Below are 16,843 nucleotides of genomic sequence, written 5' to 3'. Positions count from 1 at the left end.
TTCAGGAGCCATTCATGTCCACCGAACTGCTGCAAAAAACGCCATTGCGCGAACCGCTGCAAACCGGCGTGAAGCTGCGCGGCGCCGAGAAGGTCGCGCGTATCCCGGTGAAAATCCTGCCCACCGAAGAGGTGCCACGCAAGCCAGACTGGATCCGCGTCGACATCCCCACCTCGCCGGAAGTGGCGCAGGTCAAGGCACTGCTGCGCAAGCACAACCTGCACAGTGTCTGCGAGGAAGCCTCGTGCCCGAACCTGGGCGAGTGTTTCTCCGGGGGTACGGCGACTTTCATGATCATGGGCGATATCTGCACCCGGCGTTGTCCGTTCTGCGATGTCGGTCACGGTCGGCCACGCCCGCTGGATGCCGATGAACCGAAGAACCTGGCGATTGCGATTGCTGACCTGCGGTTGAAGTACGTGGTGATCACCTCGGTCGATCGTGACGACCTGCGCGATGGCGGTGCCCAGCATTTTGTCGATTGCCTGCGTGAGATCCGCCGGTTGTCGCCGGGGGTTCAGCTCGAAACCCTGGTGCCGGACTATCGTGGGCGTATGGAGGTAGCGCTGGCGATTACCGAGCAGGAACCGCCGGATGTGTTCAACCACAACCTGGAAACCGTGCCGCGTTTGTACAAGGCTGCGCGCCCGGGGTCGGATTTCGACTGGTCGCTGGATCTGCTGGAACGCTTCAAACAGCGCGTGCCGGGGGTGCCAACCAAGTCCGGATTGATGCTCGGGCTGGGCGAAACCGATGCGGAAGTGATCGAGGTGATGCAGCAGATGCGCGCGCATCAGGTCGATATGTTGACCTTGGGGCAGTACCTGCAACCTTCGCGCAGCCATCTGCCGGTGCAACGTTTCGTGCACCCGGACAGCTTTGCCTGGTTTGCCGAACAAGCGTTGCAGATGGGCTTCAAGAATGTAGCTTCCGGGCCTCTGGTGCGTTCTTCTTACCATGCCGACAAACAGGTGGACGCGGTGCGCGGAGCCGGCCCTTCACTCAACGGCTGAGCACAGGGCTGGTTTACACCGGCTTGCCAAGCTGCCGCAGCTTTTTGTACAGCGTGGTCCTGGAAATACCCAACTGGCTGGCGGTGGCGGAGATGTTGCCGGCGTTGGCTTGCAACGTCAGTTCGACGGTTCGCAGCACGCTGTCCTGTAATGCGCTGCCGCTTTCCAGCTCACCTTCAGCCTGGATATCCGCGGGCAGATGCTCAAGGAGAATAATCGGCTCGCCACTGGCCAGCGCTGCGGCCAGGCGCAGGGTCTGCTCCAGTTGGCGGATATTGCCCGGCCAGGCTTGCCGGTGCAGCGCCTGTAATGCCTTGTGTTCCAGGGGCGGCGCGTTGTAGCGCTGACGCAGGCGGTCGATCAAGGTTGTCAGGTCCTGACGCTCACGCAGTGTCGGTAAGCGGACTTGCAGACCATTGAGGCGGTAATAGAGGTCTTCGCGAAAGACTTTTTCCAGCATGCGTTGCTGCAGGTCGCAGTGGGTCGCACTGATCACCCGTACATCCAGCTTGCGCCTTGTGGTGCTGCCCAGCCGGGTGATTTCACGTTCCTGCAGCACCCGTAGCAGCCGGGTTTGCAGGGCCGCCGGCATATCGCCGATTTCATCGAGCAGCAGCGTGCCGCCATGGGCCGCTTCCAGCTGGCCGCTGGCGCCGCCTTTGCGCGCGCCGGTGAAGGTGCCCTCCACATAGCCGAACAGCTCGGCTTCGATCAGGCTTTCCGGAATGGCTGAACAGTTGATCGCAACGAACGGGGCCTGGGCGTTCCAGTGGTCATGCAAGGCACGGGCGAAAACTTCTTTGCCCGTTCCGGTTTCACCCTGCAGCAGAATCGGGATGCCTGCAGCGAATGCTTTGTGGGCGCTGTCCAGCTGACGATTGAGCTGAACGTCTGCGCCCAGTGGCGACACTTGCAGGGGCGGGGAGAAGAGGTGCTGCGCGGTTGACTCTCGACCTTGCTCGATCACCTGCGCGTACAAGCGCGAACCGTCGTTGAGGGTCAACTGTTGCGGCACTCGATGCAGGTCGACAGCGCCATTTGCTTCAAACAGATGGTCCAGGCGCTTGCCGACCGGGCGGAACTGTTCCAGTCCCAACAACCGCTGGGCGGCACGATTGGCGTTCTGGATGCGTCCCGCCGCGTCAACGGCCAGCAGACCTTGCAAAGGGGTGCCCAACAGCCGTGGGTCGTGCTGCAGCGACAGGATCTGGCAATTGCCGAGCGTGGCGAACAGGCGATTTTCCACGGCCATCGCTGCATGGCTCAACTGTTCCAGTACCGCTCCGGCCTGACGGTCGCCGATGCCGGTGATGTCCAGGGCGCCAATCACTTCGCCTTGCAGGCCGCGGATAGGCACGCTTACGCAAAAGAAATGCTCGAAGTCACTGAGGTAGTGCTGGTTGCCGATCAGTACCATCGGCACCTCTTCAGCCAGGGTGCAACTGGGCGCGGTGGTACCGATGTCGGCTTCCTGGATACGCCGGCCGACTTGCAACGGCAGCAACGGGCCGGCCAGCGTGCGCGCCTGGCGGGCGTGGACAATGACGCCCTGCGGGTTGATGCAGAACACCGCCCATGACGCGCCACCGATCTGCTGCCAGAGCCGGTCGATTTCCGGTTGCACGCAGTGCGCTAGCTGCTGGTCCGCTTCATCCAGCGGCAGCAGGCCATCATCCGCGTCTGCCCGCCAGGGTTGCCAAGGCAACAGGCCGGCCTCGCGTGAGCGCGCCCAGGAGAGGGCGATGCTGCTTGGCAGGAGGTTGGAGGGCAGGGCAACCCCTTCGGCAAATTGCTGGCGGGCAATGCTCAGGTATTGCTGGTTGTGCAGTGTATGGGCATCCATCGAGGCACCTTTGCATGGGCCGGAGTCGCGCCGTCGGCAGTTGAAGGCTGACCACGGCACGCTTTGATTTATACCTTCGTCCAAGCGAGGTCAAGGTCAAAACAACACGCCAGCACGCCCAAGAGGTGTCGGGAAGATAGTAGGCACGAAGGGATTCCTGCTGGTTGCTATTGGGCGGAACGCCGGAGCGCAGTGCGCTCCGGGGCTGTCACTCAGTTGCCGATGCGAATGACCGGTTTGAGGGTGATGCCTTTTTCGCTGTCCTCGGCGGCCTGGTTGATGTCCTCGAAGCTGTAGAACTTCACCAGCTTGTCGAAGGGGAAGCGCCCTTGCAGGTAGTGCGACACCAGCTCGGGAATGAACTTCTGCGGCACGCTGTCACCTTCAACGATACCGCGGATGGTCTTGCCGCCCAGGAGCAGGTCGTTGACGTCGAACTCGGCGCTGGTACCCAGCGCCGGTGCCCCGACCACCCCCAGGCTGCCGCGGCTGCCCAGGGCGTCGACGGCCTGACGCAATACCGCCGGGCGACCGGTGGACTCCAGGGCGAAGTTGACGCCACCGCCAGTGATGTCGCGGATGACGGCCACGGGATCGGCTTCCAGACTGTTGACCACATGGGTGGCGCCTAGCTCCAGCGCCAGGGCCAGGCGCGAAGGCACGACATCGACGGCAATGATCGTTGTAGCCCCCGCCACGCGCGCGGCGAGCACAGCACTCAGGCCTACCGCGCCGCCACCGAAGGCGGCAAAGCTGCTGCCCGGGGTAACCTTGAGTGAATTGATCACCGCACCGGCACCCGTCTGGATGCCGCAGCCTAGCGGCCCCAGCAGCTCCAGCGGAGCATCACGGCTGACTTTCACCGCGTTGTTCTCGCGGCTTATGGCCAGTGTGGCAAAGGACGACTGGGCAAAGAAGTGATCGTGCAGGCGCGCGCCGTCCTGGTCCTGCAGGGCACTTTCACCTTGTGGGTCGGCTCCGCTGAAGTTACGCCCGAAAAAGTCCTGGCAGTAGGCCGTGTGGCCACTTCCACAGGACAGGCAATGACCGCAATGGCCGTAGCTCATCACCACGTGGTCACCGACTACCAGGCCTTTGACCAGCGGGCCGACGGCTTCGACCACGCCTGCGCCTTCATGCCCCAGTACCGCCGGCAACGGCACGGGGTAAAACTGATCGCGCACGATCATGTCGGTGTGGCACATGCCGGTGGCGACAATTCGCACCAGCACTTCATCGCCTCGGGGGCTGCGGATCTGTGCGGCTTCGAGGACAAAGGGAGCACCTTTGCCTCGGGTAACGGCAGCTGTAATCGGACGGTAGGCAGTTGTAGTCATTACTATTTTCTCCAGAGTTTACAGCGGGTAGGCCGGCGCATCGCTTTTGACGGTCAGCCACTGCCATTGCGTGAACTCTTCCCAGTTGGCCGGGCCGCCGATGCTGGCGCCATTACCGGAGGCACCGACGCCACCGAACGGGTTGATGACCTCGTCGTTAACGGTCTGGTCATTGATGTGCAGCAGGCCGACACGCAGGCGCTCGCCGAGCTTGAGGGCACGGCCGACATCCCGAGAGAGCACGGCCGCAGACAAGCCGTACTCGGTGTCGTTGGCCAGTGCGATAGCCTCTTCGTCGGTGTCGAACGGCACGACCACAGCCACCGGGGCAAAGATTTCTTCGTTGAAGGCCGGGTTGTCGCGGGTAACGCCACTGAGCACCGTCGGCGCGAAGAACAAGCCGTCATAGCCGCCGCCAGCGTCCAGCCTGGCGCCGGCTTGCTGCGCCGCTTGCACCACGCGGTGGGCATGGTCTCGCTGCTGAGCGTTGATCAGCGGGCCCAGGTCTACATTGGTTGTGGCCGGGTCGCCGACAGTCAGGCTCTTGGCCTTCGCTACCAGCCTCTCTAGAAAGCGCTCGTAGATGCCGCGTTGCACCAGCAGGCGGCCGGTGGACATGCAGATCTGGCCCTGGTGCAGATACACCCCCCAGGTGGCATTGGCCAGCGCCAGGTCGAGATCAGCATCATCGAGGACAATCAGCGAATTCTTGCCGCCCAGTTCCAGTGAGACCTTTTTCAGGTGACGTCCCGCCGCTTCGCCGACCTTGCGTCCGGCGCCGGTTGAACCGGTGAACTGGATCATCGCCACGTGAGGATCACTGGTCAGCGCCGCACCGGCCTCGGCGCCCCCCGGTAGAACATGCAGCAGACCGGCAGGAAGGCCGGCCAGTTCGAACAGGCGGGCGATCACGAAGCCGCCACACACTGCCGTGCGCGGGTCGGGCTTGAGTACCACGGCGTTACCGGTGGCCAGCGCCGGCGCGACCGCGCGGATGGCCAGGTACAGCGGGAAGTTGAAGGGCGAGATCACGCCCACCACACCCAGTGGACGGCGGCGTGCAAGGCTCAGGCGGCCTGAAGTCGAAGGCAACACCTCGCCCTGGCTGCGCGAGGGCAGGCCGGCGCTTTCGTGCAGGACCTTGATACTGAGGGTGGTTTCGAAGGCGGCTTTGGCGCGGGTCGAGCCGCTTTCGCGCACCAGCCAGTCGACGATGGCGTCGAAGTGTTGTTCGGCAACCTGCGCGGCGTTACGCAACACGGCTGAGCGTTCGTCGTAGGGCTGCTGGTACCAGGCGCTCTGCGCAGCGCTGGCGGCATTGGCCGATGCCGCCACTTGTGCGGCATCGGCGTTGCCGATGTGGCCCAGCAGGTTGTCGGTGGCCGGTTCCACTACCGGGCTGACGGCGACCGCGCCTGCCTCCCAGGTGCCGGTGAACAGCAGGTTGGTCCACAGGTGTGCGGGTAAAAAATCGGCAGGCAAGGATGTGCTATTCATCGGGTATATCCCTCGTTTTTTGATCTTCTGAATCGGGGCTAGCCTTCATCGGCTGCAATGTGAAGGCTATTGCAGAGGTCGTGCCAGCTTCTGGCGAGGCGGGGACAGCGGAATTTGCGGTGTTATAAAGGGAGGCGCTGTCCAGTTTCTGGACAGCAGCTGGGAGGGCAGTGATCAGTATCTGGACAAGGGTGACATCGAGGCAGCGCGTTAAGCTTTTTCCAGTACCGCCAGATAGGACTGGATATCCACCTCATCAAGTTGTTCGCGCTGGAGGAACTGCTCGCCGTACTCGCGATACACGCCACTCACGAGAAACACGCGGAACAGCTCGGCATCGATATGCTGGTCACGGGCCATGAAACTGAGGATCTGCAGCGATTCGGACAGCGTTTTCGCCGGTTTGTAAGGGCGATCCGCTGCGCTCAGAGCCTCAAAGATATCGGCGATGGCGATCACCCGGTCGGCAATGCTCATGTCGTCTTTACTCAACCGGCGCGGGTAACCGGTGCCGTCCATTTTCTCGTGGTGGTTGCCGGCAATGCTCGGCACCCGTTTGAGGTTGCGCGGTAGCGGCAAGGTGTTGAGCATGATGATGGTCTGCACGATGTGCTCGTTGATCTTGAAGCGCTCTTCCTCGGTCAGGGTGCCGCGGCGGATGCCGAGGTTGTACAGCTCGCCGAAGTTGTAGGCCTGGGCCGGCAAGCGCATGTCGAAACCCCAGCGGTTACGCGGATCGTGCTTGTCCACCGGCGGCTTGCGCTCGCCCCAGGGCACCAGGTGATCGACACGGTCGGCGAGCAGCCGCTCTTCGGCCGGCAAGGTCGGCACCGGCACCTGTGCCAGGCGCTCGGCCTCGTCGCGGGACAGGCCCAGGCGGTTGTCGAAATGCCGTAGCCAGCGGCGCTCACCGATCTGCTTGAGGCGTTCGACATCCTCATCGCGCATGAACTCGCCACCGATGTTGGCATTAGCGACGAAGGCGAATTCATCCTCATACTGCGCCAGACGGTGCTTGAGGATGAGTTGCAGCGCCTGCGGGTCGTCGCCTGCGGCCACGCCTTGCCAGTAGTCCAGCTCGGCATCGCGCCAGAGTACCTCGAAGCGGGTGCGGACCTCATGGATGCGGTTGTACAGGGTCTCCAGCTTGGTCGCCTTGTCGACCACGTGTTCGGGGCTGGTGACCTTGCCGCAGTCGTGCAGCCAGGCAGCGATCCTGAACTCATAGCGTTCCATCTCGCTCATGCTGTACTGCGCATAAGGACCGCTTTGCGCGGCGATGACCTTGTCGATGAGCATTTCGGCCAGTTGCGGAACCCGCTGACAGTGGCCGCCGGTGTACGGACTCTTGGCATCCGTGGCGTCGGCCAGGAGCTTGATGATGGCGTCCAGCAGGCGTTGCTGGGATTCGATCAGCTGGCGTGTCTCGATAGCCACGGCCGCTGCCCCCGACAATTCCTGGACAAAGCGGCGGAACGGTTGCTGGACTCCACCCGCCTGCTGCTGTTCAGGCCCCAGCTGCAACACCAGAATGCCCAGGCGTTGCTCGCTACGGTCATTCAAGGCAACTGCCAGGTACTGCGCCGGGCTCTCTAGCGCCTGCGCCACGGCGGCATCCAGGTCGGCACCACGGTCAGCCGCGAGGTTCAGCTCGGCGGGATACTGGTCATTGCGACAGTGCGCCGCCAGGCGCAAGGCATCGCTCTCATCCGCCTGCAGATAGACAGCTGCGCTGCTGACCGCAGTGGCGTCGACCATCTGCCTGAGCACGCCATCGAGCAGGTTGTCCAGGTGGGTTTCACGGTTGAGGGTGAGGGTGATGGCCTGGAAATTGTTGATGGTGCGTGACATGCCGCCCAGCACTTTGCTGAGCTCGCGCACCTCGGTGATCCGCGATTCGACCCCCACCGTCTGGCTGAAGTCGAAGTTGGCCAGTGCGCGTACCTGATGGGTCAGCGCCTGCAAGGGACGACCGATGCGCCGGGCCAGAGGCCAGCCCACCAGCAAAAACAGGGTAATCAACACGCTGGCCCACACGGCCTGTTCCACCAGCACCCGCCGCGCGCCCATTAGTAGCTCGCTGGCAGGGACGGCGATCAGCACGTGCAGGTCGTGTTCGGCAAAGGTCGACAGGGGCACACGCATGCCATACCAGTCCTGGCCGCCTGCCTGATAGCGCACCGGCTCCTGGCCCTGGTGGTTGCTGGCGGACAGCCAGTTGAGGCTGTCCACGCCCAGCTCATCCAGGCGCGACAATCGCAGTGCTTCACCCTCTGTGACCACAACCCGCTGCAGGTCCTGATAGATGATCACGCTGCCTGAACTATCGACCACTGCCATCTCGGTGCCGGGTGTCATGCGCAGGTCTTCCACTTCGCCGCCCAGATCATTGACCGATGCGTCCATGCCCAGCACGGCGGCGTTGTCGATGCTGCGCTGTGAGGCGGTCAAGCCGATCTCGTGGGTGGTGAAGAACACATAGGGGTTGGTCAGTTCCGTTTTCGCCGAGCCCATGCCGGCTGCGAACCACGGCCGGGTGCGCGGATCGAAGCGGTAATCGGCTTTTTCCAGGTTTTTGAGCAGGACTAACTGCGGGTCATAAAAGCGCCACTCGCCGAAAGGCTGACCGCTGGCGGTGAGACTGATGCTCTGCACCAGGTACGCCGAGCCCGGCGGCGCTTGCAGTTGCTGCTTTACCCTGTCATTGCGCAGGACCCGCACCAGCAAAAACTCACCATTCCGATACCCGACATACACCGCACTGAGCATCGGGTTGGCGTTCAGGGTGGCGACCAGCAAGGGTAAACGATCGAGGCGCTGTGCCAGGGTAGCGGCCTGGGAGATGGGGTCATAGGCCAGCAGGCGGATTGAACTGAGTACCGGATCGATCAGGCGCTGGGCGCGTTCGTTGATGGTACGGCTGAGCTGATGCGCGGAGTCCGCAGTGGCGGCCACCAGCGACTGCTCGATACCGCGATAACCCTGGTATGCCAGCACTCCACCCAGTACCAGGGTACTGAGCATGATCGCCAAGGCGATGAGCAGCTGCAGGGAAAACCCGCGACCGGGGCAGTTCATGGCGGAGGTCCTTGCGTGGCACGCGTGATGATAACGGCTGCTCGTTTACGCACTCGCCAGCACTGCGGGGCGTGCGTTCGCTAATGCTAGTCCAGCTCCTGTCCGGGCGCACGGTCGTGAAGCGCTGGGGTGGGGTGGGGGCCACCCCATCTACGTGAGTGGGGGAGTGAGCCGGTGGTTGTCGGTAGGCTGTTGGCAGCACACATTCGAGGGACAGAGAATGACCGCGGCAAAAGGACCACCCCCAACGAAACGTGGTAAAAGCGCCAAACAAGGCCGAACTCACCTGACCGGCATGCCGTTACTACGCCGAGCGGGGCGCCCTGACCGCGATGCCCGCGCGTTTCTACGCATACTGAACCTGGCCACCCGCCTGCGCCCGGTCGAACAGTACTCGCTGCGCGAGCTGCGTGAAGTCTGGCGTCTGACGGCCCTGGCCCTGAGCCAACAGCCGCCGGTGGCGACGGTAACCGAGGTGGTCATCAACGGCCCGGGCGGGCCAATCGAACTGCGCATTTTTACCCCGGAGCATGCCGATCAAGCGCTGCCAGCCTTCCTCTGGTTCCATGGTGGCGGATTTGTCGTCGGTGGCCTGGATACCGCTGAATCGATCTGCCGCAGCGCGACCTTTCACGCCGACTGCATCAGCATTGCAGTGCGCTACCGACTGGCGCCGGAGCATGACCTGGCGGCCGGGCGCGAAGATTGCCTGGCCGCGCTGCGCTGGGTGGCCGAGCAGGGGGCAACGCTGGGGGTCGACACCACGCGCCTGGCCATTGGCGGCGATTCGGCCGGAGGCAACCTGTGTGCGGCGGTAGCCCAGGCCGCACAGCGCCAGGGTGGAACGGCGCTGTGCTTACAGGTACTGGCCTATCCTGCGACCGATCTGGTGCAGGAGTTTCCTTCCTTCGTCGAAAACGCCGAAGGCTTCATGATCACCGACACGCTGCTGGCACAGATCAAACACACCGTCGCTGGCTCGTTTGCCACCCTCGACCCTGAGGACCCGTGGCTGTCGCCGCGCCGCCGCGAGGATTTGCGTGGCCTGCCTCCTGCGGTGGTCATCAGCGCAGGTTTCGACCCTATCCGTGACGACGGCCTGGACTACGCCGAACGCTTGCGTGCAGCCGAGGTGCCGGTAGAGCTGCTGCACTATGCCGGGCAGTTCCACGGCTTTCTCAATTTCGACGCCGTTATCGGTGCTGGCCGCGATGCCCTGCAGCGTATCGGCGATGCTCTGGTTGCAGCTTTTGGCGGCGAATCCATCCGCAACCGCACGGTGGAGATCAGCGACGCCGAGCCCGATCGGTCATCGAACCTTTGCGCAATGACGGGCGAGCTGACAACCGCGGGGCTGATGACCTGGGTCGCAACCGAGCGCTGGACCGGCACGCTATTGCGCCAGCTGTCGCCGCTGGCCGCTGGCACCACCCGCGTGTTGCTCCAACCCTTGTGCCTGCCCGTGACCCTGATGCGCCGCCGCCTTGTCGCTCGGCTTGACCAACGAGTCGCCTACCAGACCTACCCAAAAACCTGACGCTGACCAAGGAGTACTGCCGTGGGAATACTTGATCCGTTCCAGATGTGGCGTGACACCATCTCGTTGATAGAAGGCGAAGTCAACGCGCTGGCGTCGCGCAAGATGGAGGCACCCGAGTTCGCTCAGGCGGCCAACCAGTTTTCCAAAGTTTCCCTGGGCATGCAGCATGTGTTCGAGCGTTCTTTGGCAGGTGTCTTGCGCCGCCTTGAGCTACCCAGCCGAGCTGAAGTCGATGCCCTGGCCAGCGCCGTGCAGCGCATCGAAGACAAGCTGGATCAATTGCTTCCCACCCCCGTCAAGCCTGCTCTGATACCTCGACCGACACGTACCCGTCGCCCGTCGCCACCGCCCAGCAGTGCAAAAGTTGTGTCGAAATCCGCGAAAGGAACCCTTAAACCGGCCACCAAGCCTGCGTCCAGAGAGGAGTGAATGATGGCTTCAACTCACCCAGGCCGGGGGCAGACCCACGGCCTCACCGATCGGCTATGCACTGAAGTCCAACGGATGATCAAGCGCCGCCTCAAGGGGCTGGAGTACCTCGGTTCGCCGGGACCTGCGGTTGGCACGACACCCAGGACCTTGCTGCACCGACGCGGCACGCTGAGCCTGTATCGTTATCAGGCGACCTGTAAAGACGTGTACCGGGTGCCGTTGCTGTTGGTCATGGCGACCACCAACAAGGCCTATATCTTTGACCTTGCCGAGCGCCAGAGCCTGATCGAGTTTCTCCTCGGCCGTGGTTACGACATCTACGTCATGGACTGGAATGCGCCGACCCGGGCCGAGCGGCAGTTGCGGATCGAGGACTACGTGCTCGACTTCATTCCCGACTGCATTGCCCGGGTGCAGGCCGACACCGGCGTCGAAGAAGTCACCCTGGCCGGTTACTGCATGGGCGGCGTGCTCTCCACTATTTATGCCGCACTGCATGCCGAGGGGCCGCTGAAGAACCTGGTGTGCTTTACCACCCCGGTGGACTGGTCGCAGATGAGCTGGTCGCGCGGAATCGCCAACCAACGCTTTTTCGAGGTTGATTGGCTGGTGGACAGCCTGGGCATCATCCCCGGCGAGTTGATCATGAACGCGATAGACCTGCAGCGTCCGGCAGGCCGCATCGCCGGGCAACTGCGGCTGTGGGACAACCTGTGGAACGACGCCTACGTGCGCCAGCACCGGATGATGATGCGCTGGGGCCGCGATACCTTGCCGCTGGCCGGCGAATACTACCGGCAGATCATCAAGCAACTGATGTGGAACAACGGCCTGCATCAGGGCAGCTTGCGCATAGCCGGCCAAGCGGTGGAGCTGGCGAAGATCAAGGTGCCCTTGCTGCATATCATCGCCGAGCACGACACCCTGGTGCCGCCAGGCTGCGCCCAGCCGCTGGTGGCGTCCGTCGGCTCGCTGGACAAGCAGGAGATCGTCCTGCCCGGTGGCCATGTCAGCCTGGTGGCCGGGCCGGCCGCGAAGAAGCGCATGTGGCCGGCGCTGGATGAGTGGCTGGGGCAGCGTTCGCTGTAAAGCGCGTGGTTATTGAGCCGGCTTGGGGGCACCTTTGCCGGACTTTTCTTCAACCAGTTTGTACGCCACGTAGTACTTGTAGATGTTGCCGACATAATCCACGGTTTCCCGGCCCACCACCTGCGCGGCCGCCTGTTCGACATTGCCGAACCAGATGTTCTGGTCCAGCCCGGACTTTTGCGCCAATGCACGAAACTTGCGCAGGTTGCCGGGGCCGGCGTTGTAAGCGGCAAAGGTCATCAGGGTACGGTTCATCTGCGTCAACTGCGGATCATTCAGGTACTTGTCCGCGAGCAAACGCATGTACTTGCTCCCGGCCTCGATGTTGCGATCGGCGCTCTTGTCGATGTTGAGAATGCCGACGTTAGGATCCTTGGCGGTGGTGGGCAGTAGTTGCATCACCCCCACGGCGCCTCTGGGGCTGCGGGCCTGCTGGTCGAGCTGCGACTCCTGAAAACCCTGGGCCATGAGCATCAGGTGATCAAAGCCGTAGGTGTTGGCGTGGCGCGAGAAGAGGGTGAGCAACTCCTGAAACTTTTTCATTTCGGCTTCGGAGGTGGCATTGAGCACACGCTTGCTGCTGTTGGTGACGTACTTGGTGCGCAGGCTGTTGCCAAATGCGGTGCCGACCTTGTGGGTTTTCACGAAGGCGGCCAGTTGCTGTTTCAGTTCCGGGCTTCCCTGGCGGATTGCCCAGGCAAACTCTGAGTTTTCATGCAGGAAAACCTGGTCGTGAATCTTCATGTCGGTGTACAGCGGCGCCCAGATCCGGGCAATGTAGCGATCCACCACGGTGGCCTGGAGCAACCCGGCATTGACCATTTGCAGCAGGTCTTCGGACTCCAGGTTTTCATCGGCCGCTTTCAGGTCGATAGGGGCCAGGCCTTTTTCCTTGAATGAGGCATTCAACGCCTGCAAGTGTTCGTAATAGCTGCTGGAGGTGCGCACGGTGATCTCCAGACCCGAAAGCTCTTCAAGCTGGGTAAAAACCTTGCTGCCGGGACCTGTCACCAGGATTTCCGGAATGTTCACTGCAAAAGGATCTGAGAAGTCGACGCTTCTCAGGCGTGCCTCAGTGACCGTCAGACCGCCGACGGCAATGTCGCCCACGCCTTTGATCAAATTTGGCATCAACTGGTCACGGGCGGTCGGGATGAACATCACCCGCCACTGCATCGATTTTTTCGCATAGGGCTGGGTCTTGTTCAACCAGGCTTCGAGGCCTTTGCCCAGTTCATAGCTCAGCCCGCGCTGGCGACCGCGATCCAGTTCGAAGAACGTCTTGCTGTAAGGCACCAGGATACGAACCAGGCGACGTTCGCGCATCCCTTCAAAATCACCGATCCAGTTTTCCGGCACCGGCAGCACCAGGCGCTGGACTTCGGCCTCTTCTGCCGGGGTGAGCTCGACCGCAGGCAGGTCCGGCATCGTGGCGGCAATCGCGGGGGTAATCTGATAAATGAAAAGAAACAGCAAGAAACGGGCAAGTGTCGAGCGCAGCGTGTTCATGTCACTCACCGGCAGGTCAGGGAGAGCAAGGTGTGCTTCACATCGTTTGGAGTACCGCTCAAGCAGACAGTCTAGTTGATTGCACTGTTCTGCTCCTGCAGTGCCCGTTGCCTGGCAGCACTGGTTTCAAGGTTTATGCGCTCCTCATCCGGATACCGATAGATGCCCTGGAGGTAAGTGATGCAGATTCATCAACAGGATTAAATTTTTCTTACGGAAATTCCGCGGGAGGAGCGACGTCTAAGCTGGAGGGGATTCCCTGACGACTCCTGCCAGCCTGAGGTAAAAGCCCATGACTGATCGTCTGCGTGTTCTATTCGTTTGCATTGGCAACGATGCCCGCTCTCAGATTGCCGAAGCGTTGCTGCGCCATACCGACCCCGAGCACTTCGAAGCCTTCAGCGCCGGGGTGCGGCCAGCCGCTATCGACCCGCGAACACTGGCGGTGCTCGAACATGCCGGTATTTCTACCGAGGGCCTCAGAAGCAAACCCCTCGAGGAATTCGCCGGCATGCCCTTCGACTACCTCATCGACCTGTGTGACAAGGGCTCGGATGAGCTGGCGCAGTTGCCCCATTCCAGCAAGACCATTGCCTGGAGCTTCACGGACCCGGTCAAGCAGGAGGGCGAGGAAGGTTTCAGGCACCTGTTGCAGGAGGTCAGTGATCGCATCAAGTTGTTCCTGATGGTTAAAAATCGTCCCCATGGGCCTGATGCTCAGTGAGTACATCTCTGCGCATTGTCGACCAAGCTGGACAGCAAGCCGCGCCGTAACGAGTCAAACGGCGCTGACGGTTTGATGTATCCCATTGTATCTGCGCACCACCTGCAGCGATTCGCTTACAAATGCACCGCTCCCCGGATACGTCACGGATACATGGCCGTGGCGAAATGGCCACACCCAAACGAGGATAGCCCCGGCGCCTCGAACCAGGGTTACAACGCCCTTGTGGCATGACCTTCGCGGCTAGGCCGCACTCAGTATCCGGAGAAACACCATGTCCCGTAGCCAGATCTCTAGCAAAACCCGTATTGGCCTGATCGCTGTCGCCCTGGTGGGCGGCCTGAACCTGGTCTCGTCCGCCGCTTTCGCCGTGGAGGCGCTGCCTCAGGGCTACCAGTTGGCCGCTGCCGACAAGGCCGCTGAAGGCAAGTGTGGTGAAGGCAAGTGTGGTGCCGAACAAGCCAGCAACACCAAGGCCGCCGAAGGCAAGTGCGGTGAGGGCAAGTGTGGTGATGCTTCCTTTGCCCGCACTGACAGCGACGACGACGGTCGGGTCTCGCTCAAGGAACTGCTGACGGTGGCCCCGCAGGGCGGCGCGGAATTCGCCGCGATGGACACCAACAAAGACGGTTTTCTGTCTGAAGGCGAGGTCTACAAATTCCGCAGCAACCAGTTCCTCGCCAACGGCAAGCCAGTGCCTACCGAGCTGTTCACCAAGCTGAGCCAGGCCAAGAACTGATTCGCACCCCGTGTCGCACCCTCCTGGCGCTCGCCGCAGGAGGGTGACCCTTCTGGAGAATACCCATGACCACCGCCTATTTCCCCCAGGGCGCAGGCCTCGGCCTGCGTCGTGCGTTGCTGCCTGAACTGCTGGCGATGGAGACCACAGCCGTGGATTTCCTCGAATGTACACCGGACAACTGGATCAATGTCGGTGGCCGCCATGGCAATGACCTGGCGCGCCTCGCCGAGCGCTTCCCGCTGGCGTGCCATGGCCTGTCGCTGTCGCTTGGCGGTCCGGCGCCGCTGGATCATGAGCTGCTGCGGCGCACCCGCGCCTTTCTCGATCAGCACAATGTGGCGTTTTTCAGCGAGCACCTGAGCTATTGCTCGGATGATGGCCAGCTGTACGACCTGCTGCCGCTGCCCTTTACCGACGAAGCCGTACGCCATGTCGCTGCGCGCATTCGCCAGACCCAGGACGCACTGGAGCGGCGTATCGCGGTGGAGAACATTTCCTACTACGCCGCGCCGTATCAGGCACTGGAAGAGATCGATTTCCTCCGCGCGGTATTGGAGGAGGCCGACTGCGACCTGCTGCTGGACGTCAACAACCTGTTCGTCAACGCGATCAACCACCGTTACGACGCCAGCGCGTACCTGGCGGCGCTGCCGGTCGAGCGGGTGGTCTATATGCACGTGGCCGGCCATTACGATGAGGCGCCGGACCTGAAGATCGATACCCACGGGGCGACGGTCAAGACCGCCGTCTGGAACCTGCTGGAGCAGGCCTACCAGCGCTTTGGTGCGCTGCCGACCTTGCTCGAGCGCGACTTCAATTTCCCGCCGCTGGCTGAATTGCTGGCTGAGGTCGGGCAGATTCGCCAGCGCCAACAGCGTGCCACGGCCTGGCCGGAGGTGCGCCGTGCATGAGCGACTGCATGAGCAATTGATGAGCATGGCGCGCTATGTGCGCGACCCGCAGCACAACGCGCCGCCACCCGGAATCGAGGCGCGGCGCCTGGCTGTGTACCGGCAGTTGTTCTTCGGCAATGTCGAGTCGCTGCTGTCGGGCAGCTTTCCGGTGATTCGCGCCAGCCTCGGGGCGAAGCAATGGCAGGCCCTGATCGAATCCTTCTACGCCGACTACCGCTGCCAGACGCCCCTGTTCACAGAGGTAAGCGGGGAGTTCCTGAGCTTTCTCGAAGAAGGCGCGGGCGAAGCTCTGGACCTGCCGCCCTGGGTGCTGGAGCTGGCGCATTATGAATGGGTGGAAGCCGCGCTGCTGCTGAGCGACAGCGGCGAGCCCGTGCACAACGCGGGGGGCGATTTGCTCGATGGCGTACCCGTGCTGTCGCCACAGGCCTGGCCATTAGCCTACCAGTGGCCGGTCAGCGAGATCGGCCCGGACTACCTGCCGCAGCAGGCTCCAGAACAGCCGACCTTATTGCTGGCACGACGCGGTAACGACCTGCAGGTGCATTTCTCGCGTCTGGCGCCGCTGGCCCACGCGCTGCTCGCGTCGTTGCAAGCGCGTGACTGCACGGGCCGCGAGCACCTGCACGCCTTGGCAGAAGCGATTGGCGTCGATAGTGCAGCGATCCTGGCGCAAGGCCTGGCCCTGCTGGAGAACCTGCGCGAGCAGGGGGTGGTGCGGGGTACGCGTAACTGAGCTTTGGGTTGTGGCGGTGAGCTTATCCATTTGCGGTGGCGATGCTGCTGGCCCCTTCCGCCCTTACGGCGGCCTACTTTTTTCTTGGAAAAAGTAGGCATGGAACTGTCCCTTCGCTCCGGCACCCTCCAGGGCCACGCGGCCTACGACTTGCTGCGCCAAGTCTACGGCTCGCGTTCTTCGGCTACGCCGCAGGTGCTGCGCACCGGCCCCTACAGGCACCTCCGCTCAGCCTCCTGAAGTCGCAGTTCGCGGCGCCTGTACTGGCGTGGATGAAGATCAACACGTTGAAGCGGGATCTTCCCGCGATGCGATGTAACTGGCAGGTCGATATCGCGGGGCAAGCCCGCTCCCACCGGGAGACCAGCTAACCCGGTGGGAGCGGGCTT

At 62.5% G+C, this 16,843-nt stretch carries 13 protein-coding genes; 8 read left to right on the top strand and 5 right to left on the bottom strand.

Translation table 11 applies throughout. The annotated features are described in order from the left end of the window. Positions 1 to 14 precede the first annotated feature (14 nt). A complete protein-coding gene (gene lipA, locus ACO6VD_RS08755; RefSeq protein WP_422418338.1) occupies positions 15 to 1,013 on the top strand; it encodes a lipoyl synthase in 999 nt (332 codons plus the stop codon). A gap of 13 nt (positions 1,014 to 1,026) precedes the next feature. Here lipA and ACO6VD_RS08750 read toward each other — a convergent pair whose 3' ends face one another. The 4 genes from ACO6VD_RS08750 to ACO6VD_RS08735 all read right to left on the bottom strand — a co-directional run bounded on the left by ACO6VD_RS08750 (position 1,027) and on the right by ACO6VD_RS08735 (position 8,768). Further along, a complete protein-coding gene (locus ACO6VD_RS08750) occupies positions 1,027 to 2,856 on the bottom strand; it encodes a sigma-54-dependent Fis family transcriptional regulator (RefSeq protein WP_422418337.1) in 1,830 nt (609 codons plus the stop codon). A 212-nt stretch (positions 2,857 to 3,068) separates the two neighbouring features. After that, on the bottom strand, positions 3,069 to 4,193 hold the full coding sequence (locus ACO6VD_RS08745; protein WP_422418335.1) for an NAD(P)-dependent alcohol dehydrogenase: 1,125 nt from the start codon (positions 4,191 to 4,193) through the stop codon (positions 3,069 to 3,071). 18 nt (positions 4,194 to 4,211) lie between these two features. After that, a complete protein-coding gene (locus tag ACO6VD_RS08740; RefSeq protein ID WP_422418334.1) occupies positions 4,212 to 5,690 on the bottom strand; it encodes a benzaldehyde dehydrogenase in 1,479 nt (492 codons plus the stop codon). Positions 5,691 to 5,900: 210 nt separating this feature from the next. Then, entirely contained in the window at positions 5,901 to 8,768 is a 2,868-nt protein-coding gene (locus ACO6VD_RS08735) for an HD domain-containing phosphohydrolase (RefSeq protein WP_422418332.1), read from the bottom strand. Between the two features lie 295 nt (positions 8,769 to 9,063). Here ACO6VD_RS08735 and ACO6VD_RS08730 point away from each other — a divergent pair, with 295 nt between their 5' ends. Genes ACO6VD_RS08730 through ACO6VD_RS08720 form a run of 3 tightly spaced genes read left to right on the top strand, consistent with a single transcriptional unit; the run spans position 9,064 to position 11,829 of the window. Beyond that, a complete protein-coding gene (locus tag ACO6VD_RS08730; protein ID WP_422418330.1) occupies positions 9,064 to 10,305 on the top strand; it encodes an alpha/beta hydrolase in 1,242 nt (413 codons plus the stop codon). Positions 10,306 to 10,326: 21 nt separating this feature from the next. After that, positions 10,327 to 10,737 (top strand): hypothetical protein, encoded by a 411-nt coding sequence (locus tag ACO6VD_RS08725; protein ID WP_422418329.1) that lies wholly within the window; start codon positions 10,327 to 10,329, stop codon positions 10,735 to 10,737. Positions 10,738 to 10,740: 3 nt separating this feature from the next. Beyond that, entirely contained in the window at positions 10,741 to 11,829 is a 1,089-nt protein-coding gene (locus ACO6VD_RS08720) for an alpha/beta fold hydrolase (protein WP_422418327.1), read from the top strand. A gap of 9 nt (positions 11,830 to 11,838) precedes the next feature. Here the strand turns inward: ACO6VD_RS08720 and ACO6VD_RS08715 are convergent, their stop codons facing one another. Continuing rightward, on the bottom strand, positions 11,839 to 13,338 hold the full coding sequence (locus tag ACO6VD_RS08715) for a transglycosylase SLT domain-containing protein (protein WP_422418325.1): 1,500 nt from the start codon (positions 13,336 to 13,338) through the stop codon (positions 11,839 to 11,841). A 292-nt stretch (positions 13,339 to 13,630) separates the two neighbouring features. On the opposite strand from ACO6VD_RS08715, the gene ACO6VD_RS08710 reads away from it, so the two are divergent. The 4 genes from ACO6VD_RS08710 (at position 13,631) to ACO6VD_RS08695 (ending at position 16,454) form a co-directional block, all read left to right on the top strand. Continuing rightward, positions 13,631 to 14,062: an arsenate reductase ArsC gene (locus ACO6VD_RS08710; RefSeq protein ID WP_422418323.1), complete on the top strand. Its 432-nt coding sequence runs from the start codon at positions 13,631 to 13,633 to the stop codon at positions 14,060 to 14,062. 274 nt (positions 14,063 to 14,336) lie between these two features. After that, positions 14,337 to 14,801 carry a hypothetical protein gene (locus ACO6VD_RS08705; protein ID WP_422418321.1) on the top strand — a complete coding sequence of 155 codons (465 nt, stop codon included), beginning with the start codon at positions 14,337 to 14,339 and terminating at the stop codon, positions 14,799 to 14,801. 65 nt (positions 14,802 to 14,866) lie between these two features. Continuing rightward, entirely contained in the window at positions 14,867 to 15,715 is an 849-nt protein-coding gene (locus ACO6VD_RS08700) for a DUF692 domain-containing protein (RefSeq protein WP_422418319.1), read from the top strand. Continuing rightward, positions 15,708 to 16,454 carry a DNA-binding domain-containing protein gene (locus ACO6VD_RS08695; protein WP_422418317.1) on the top strand — a complete coding sequence of 249 codons (747 nt, stop codon included), beginning with the start codon at positions 15,708 to 15,710 and terminating at the stop codon, positions 16,452 to 16,454. Before ACO6VD_RS08700 ends, ACO6VD_RS08695 begins: the two co-directional genes overlap by 8 nt. Positions 16,455 to 16,843: the final 389 nt, after the last annotated feature.

The organism is Pseudomonas sp. GZD-222 (genome assembly GCF_049310525.1).
Classification (GTDB): domain Bacteria; phylum Pseudomonadota; class Gammaproteobacteria; order Pseudomonadales; family Pseudomonadaceae; genus Aquipseudomonas.
The sequence above is the reverse complement of the archived record's forward strand: the minus strand, read 5'-3'. Positions and strand labels throughout refer to the sequence as shown.

What these genes read in the sequence shown, in the direction of transcription:
- lipA (WP_422418338.1), top strand. Translation starts at nt 15, where the DNA reads ATGTCCACCGAACTGCTGCAAAAAACGCCATTGCGCGAACCGCTGCAA.
- ACO6VD_RS08750 (WP_422418337.1), bottom strand. Translation starts at nt 2,856, where the DNA reads ATGGATGCCCATACACTGCACAACCAGCAATACCTGAGCATTGCCCGC.
- ACO6VD_RS08745 (WP_422418335.1), bottom strand. Translation starts at nt 4,193, where the DNA reads ATGACTACAACTGCCTACCGTCCGATTACAGCTGCCGTTACCCGAGGC.
- ACO6VD_RS08740 (WP_422418334.1), bottom strand. Translation starts at nt 5,690, where the DNA reads ATGAATAGCACATCCTTGCCTGCCGATTTTTTACCCGCACACCTGTGG.
- ACO6VD_RS08735 (WP_422418332.1), bottom strand. Translation starts at nt 8,768, where the DNA reads ATGAACTGCCCCGGTCGCGGGTTTTCCCTGCAGCTGCTCATCGCCTTG.
- ACO6VD_RS08730 (WP_422418330.1), top strand. Translation starts at nt 9,064, where the DNA reads ATGCCGTTACTACGCCGAGCGGGGCGCCCTGACCGCGATGCCCGCGCG.
- ACO6VD_RS08720 (WP_422418327.1), top strand. Translation starts at nt 10,741, where the DNA reads ATGGCTTCAACTCACCCAGGCCGGGGGCAGACCCACGGCCTCACCGAT.
- ACO6VD_RS08715 (WP_422418325.1), bottom strand. Translation starts at nt 13,338, where the DNA reads ATGAACACGCTGCGCTCGACACTTGCCCGTTTCTTGCTGTTTCTTTTC.
- ACO6VD_RS08710 (WP_422418323.1), top strand. Translation starts at nt 13,631, where the DNA reads ATGACTGATCGTCTGCGTGTTCTATTCGTTTGCATTGGCAACGATGCC.
- ACO6VD_RS08705 (WP_422418321.1), top strand. Translation starts at nt 14,337, where the DNA reads ATGTCCCGTAGCCAGATCTCTAGCAAAACCCGTATTGGCCTGATCGCT.
- ACO6VD_RS08700 (WP_422418319.1), top strand. Translation starts at nt 14,867, where the DNA reads ATGACCACCGCCTATTTCCCCCAGGGCGCAGGCCTCGGCCTGCGTCGT.